The organism is Eubacterium sp. An3, assembly GCF_002159465.1.
Classification (GTDB): domain Bacteria; phylum Bacillota; class Clostridia; order Lachnospirales; family Lachnospiraceae; genus Anaerobutyricum; species Anaerobutyricum stercoris.
Genome location: NZ_NFIR01000069.1, coordinates 1 through 4,250 on the forward strand (window position 1 = coordinate 1; position 4,250 = coordinate 4,250).

A 4,250-nucleotide genomic window follows, 5' to 3' on the forward strand; every position below is an offset into this window, starting at 1 on the left:
GTAATTCTCCAGGCGAATGATACCTTTACCGGCAAATTTGAGGTCGGTAACGGAAGTAGCTATTTCGGAATATGGGGAGAAGAATTTACAGGTAGTGCAGAACTTAATATTGAGTGAAAATTTCTGCCGGACGACGGCAAAAGAAAAAAGCCGTCGTCCAGCGGATACTTTCCATGCTTATTTTCTATTACGGCGGCTTTCAAGAGCCGCCGCTTCTTTTATCCTTGGAAGGAGATGACGACTAAGGCATAACCAACTACGGCGGTTTATATGGAGGTGCCGCCGTGGTCTTTATTTGTAAGCGACAATTTTTGACAGGGTATGACCTGTCAAAAAAATTCCTGCGTTTGTGCGGGAATGTTGCGGCACTGTATGTGAAAAATGTCTTGACCTGACAGATAATGTAGTTTCATGTACCTGTGCGGTTATATGCCGTCCGGGTACTTTTTGTTTTGCCTCCAATGACTTCGGGCCATGTTGGCCCGAGGTCGTACCCCGGTGTCGCTCTCCGCCGCCTCCGTTTCGGCTACCCGTCAACCCGAACACCCGAAACGGAGGTATTTATGAAAGTTATCAATCTGCGGGATATTTACCCTCATTATACACAGGATTGTTTTGTTGAAGTAACTGACGAAGTGGCCGATCTGTTTTCCGAGTTCGACCACAAAGAGGCGGCTTATCGTCTGCGTACATACCGTCACAAGGCGTACTACTCCCTTGACCGGAATGACGGCATTGAGCATGAGGCTCTTTTCGTCGCACTTTCTCCGCATGAGCTGTACGAGCGTAAGGTGACTATGCAGGAACTCCATACCGCCATTTCCCGGCTGCCGGATAAACAGGCAAAACGTATTTATGCCCATTTCATTCTCGGCATGACCAAAAAGGATATTGCCCGGGCAGAAGGCGTCCATGAAAAAGTTGTGCGGGTCGCCATTGAGCGTGGTCTGCGGAGCCTGGAAAAAATTTTGAAAAAAGTTCTGTAAGGCGTACCGATTTAGGCCAAAAAATGAAATGGTATATGAGAGGCAGTCAAAGCCTCGGGCCAACATGGCCCGAAGTTCGGACAAGCCTTACGCAGCTTGAAAACTGAATAAAAAGATACCCGGATACGAAGGGTGCTTGTGTCCAGTGACAGGCCCGCCATGATCTCTATTGTCAGAGGATAGAGGGAGCGATAAGGCCCATGCCGCAGGCGGGCCTTGGCAGGTCAGCCGGATAAAACACAAAATCCCGGATACTTGCGATTAGTCACAATCCGAGCGTGCAGCGGTGTTGCGAACCGTGAGCCGTCGCAGGTAATGAGATCGCCTTGCCATCAGAATGGGGAGAGCTGAAATGCTATGGGGAGGAACGCCAGCCGCCCGTCCGGTCTATCTGAAAAGCACTTTTGACCCGTGGGGCCCCGCCGCTATTCTGTCTGATGATAGAGCGACCTTTCCGGCGGGGCCCCATACTTTTATGAACAGGAGAACCTTATGAAGAAAACTTATCCTACTATTCCCGGTGCCTGAAAGGCTTTCACATGAGCGGGCAAGCCCCATACGGTTATCAGTTGGAGCCGACAGTGGTTGAAGGTATCCGTACAAAAAAGATGGTTGCCGACCCCGAAACCGCTCAATATGTGAAACTGATGTTTGAGATGTATTCCGAGCCGGAAACGTCCTTCGGGGATATTACCCGTTACTTTGAAGAACAGAATATCAAGGTTTACGGGAAATCCCTATTCCGCACTTTCCTCTCCCAGCTTTTGAGAAATCCGGTCTATGCACAGGCAGACTTGGAACTCTATGAGTTTTTCAAAAGCCAGGGCGCAGCCATTGTCAATGACGCTTCTGATTTTGCCGGAACCAACGGCTGTTATCTCTATCAGGGGCGGGATGTAAAGGAGGATAAGGACAGGTGCTTGAAAGACCAGATACTTGTGATTGCCCCGCACGAAGCACTCATACCGTCTGACGTTTGGCTGAAATGTCGGAAGAAGCTAATGACAAATAAGACCTTCCAGCAAGGCCGCAAGCCGAAAAATACATGGCTTGCCGGAAAAGTCAAATGCGGGCATTGCGGATATGCACTAAAGGCCACGCACAATCCTAAAAGCGTTGAATATTTTCGTTGCACAAAACGTATTCAAACAAAAGGTTGTCCGGGGTGTGGGAAAATCCGCAAACCTGAATTTGAGGAATTTATCTTCAATGCCATGCGGGCAAGATTTAAGAATTTTCAAGTCCGGCACGACAAAGAGGAAAAAGTAAATCCGAAACTGACCGCCTATCAGATCGAGCTTGCACAGGTCGAGGCCGAAATTGAAAAACTGCTTGATACACTGACCGGCGCCAATGCGACACTGCTTGCCTATGCCAACAAAAAAATTGAAGAACTGGACACTCGCCGCCAGACCATTTCAAAGGCGATTGCAGAATTGTCCGTTGAAACAATGTCACCCCAGAAGGAACAGGAGCTTTCCTATTATCTTGACCACTGGGACAGCATTGACTTTGACGACAAAAGAAAAGCCGCTGACGGCCTGATTATTTCAATCAGCGCAACCAGCGACCACGTTCAAGTAGAGTGGAAAATCTGAGCACTCTTGATTTTGCCACTCTACTTACTTTCAAATCTAACATTTCTTTTTAATCTTGTTTGTACCCCTTGTACACCGATGCTTGCATTACTCGTGAACTACTCGGCAACAAGTTACCGAGCTTCCGAAACCTTCACTGGCGGAGCCAGGTCGGGGATCTTCTTTTATTCCTGCTTGACCGGGTGACATATTATGGCATGACTGCGACCATGCGCCCCGTAGTTCGACAGGCTATCCCCAGTGAACCACCGGTTCTTTCTGCGGTTATCGTCCGTCCGTCTCCGGAGGCTACGCCACATGGGAATGTGCAGCTATATAAATACGCACCCCCTCATTCCTTATATTGACCGCCGCCTGGTGGTCCCGTCCCATCACATGCCCGCAGGCCGGGCAGACATAGACCCGGTCTGACAGCTTGAGTTCCTTATGGATATGCCCACAGGCGCAGCAGGCCTTGCTGGACGGGAAGAACTTCCCTGCTTTGATGAGGATACTCCCATACCATTCCGCTTTATAAGAGAGCATCCGGACGAACATCCCCCAGCCGTTGTCGCTGGCAGACTTCCCGAAAGACAGCGCTTTCTTGATCGCAGACATGTCAAGATCCTCGATGCAGATGATGTCATAGTGGGTTACAAGGCGGTATGACAGCTTATGGAGGAAGTCGGCCCGCTGGTGCTTGGCTTTCGCATGGAGCTTCGCGATCTTCTTAAGCTGCTTCGTATAGTTCCTGGAATCTTTTTCCATCCTGGACAGCTTCTGTTGTTCCCGGGCGATCTTACGTTCCAGTTTCCGGTACGGTTTTGGGTATGCCGGTGTATTGCCGTCCGAATCCACGTACAGTTCCGGCAGGGACATGTCAAGCCCGATGGCTTCCCAGGCCTCTGGTCCTTTCCCTGCTGTCTTCTTGGGGATCTCCTGTTTTGGGTACTCAAAGAGCAGGGAGAAATACCACCGGCCATCCGGTTCCCGGGTCACGGTACAGTTTTTGAGCAGCCCGCCTTCCCGGATCTTGCGGTGGACCCGCAGACGTACCGGTTCCTTGATCTTCGGGAGTTTTAACAGGCAGCCGGAGAGCCGCAGGTTCGGCTTGTCCCGGTTGGAGAGGTTCGTCGTGTACGCATCCGGGCAGGCATGCTTCTTCTTGAACCTCGGGCATCCTTTTTCTCCGGAAAAGAATTCTTTTACTGCCCGCTGGAAGTTCTGCTGTACATTGGCAAGGGCAAGGGAATCCATCCCCTTCAGCCAGGCAAGGTCCGGTTCCCCCTTGTAGGAGGCAGGGGTACGGATTGGCGCAGACTGCCCCGTTTCCTTATAGCTGTCCTTCCAGTCAGCGAGCATCCGGTTCCATAAGAACCGGGCAGAGCCGATAAACTGGGAGAGGAGGTGTGCCTGTCCCTGGGATGGGAAGCCCTCAAACCGGTAGGCCCGCTGCTCCACAGCCTCTGCTTTCTCCTTATCCATTTGTCCGGCAAACTTCTTTCCCATAAGCTATTCTCCTTGGCACTGCCGCTGCCGCTGGCAGTGTTTCTGTCGTTCGATATACTGCAGGACATTTTCCTCACTGGTGGAGCCGATGGATTCCGCAAAATAGCTGCCATTCCACAGCTGTCCCTTCCATAGCCGTTCCCGGAGGGAAGGGAACTCGGTAAAGAGTCGGTTCCCG

3 protein-coding genes are annotated in these 4,250 nt (G+C 51.0%); 2 read left to right on the forward strand and 1 reads right to left on the reverse strand.

Going from position 1 to position 4,250, the window contains the following annotated elements; translation table 11 throughout:
* Positions 1 to 563 precede the first annotated feature (563 nt).
* Both B5F87_RS20060 and B5F87_RS20065 read left to right on the forward strand, forming a co-directional pair.
* Entirely contained in the window at positions 564 to 986 is a 423-nt protein-coding gene (locus B5F87_RS20060) for a sigma factor-like helix-turn-helix DNA-binding protein (RefSeq protein ID WP_087284376.1), read from the forward strand.
* 539 nt (positions 987 to 1,525) lie between these two features.
* Positions 1,526 to 2,584, forward strand: coding sequence for a recombinase family protein (locus B5F87_RS20065; protein WP_242964616.1), 1,059 nt, complete (start codon positions 1,526 to 1,528; stop codon positions 2,582 to 2,584).
* A gap of 288 nt (positions 2,585 to 2,872) precedes the next feature.
* Here the strand turns inward: B5F87_RS20065 and B5F87_RS20070 are convergent, their stop codons facing one another.
* Entirely contained in the window at positions 2,873 to 4,072 is a 1,200-nt protein-coding gene (locus B5F87_RS20070; protein ID WP_087284379.1) for an RNA-guided endonuclease TnpB family protein, read from the reverse strand.
* Between the last annotated feature and the right edge of the window lie 178 nt (positions 4,073 to 4,250).

What these genes read in the sequence shown, in the direction of transcription:
- B5F87_RS20060 (WP_087284376.1), top strand. Translation starts at nt 564, where the DNA reads ATGAAAGTTATCAATCTGCGGGATATTTACCCTCATTATACACAGGAT.
- B5F87_RS20070 (WP_087284379.1), bottom strand. Translation starts at nt 4,072, where the DNA reads ATGGGAAAGAAGTTTGCCGGACAAATGGATAAGGAGAAAGCAGAGGCT.
- B5F87_RS20065 (WP_242964616.1), top strand. Translation starts at nt 1,526, where the DNA reads ATGAGCGGGCAAGCCCCATACGGTTATCAGTTGGAGCCGACAGTGGTT.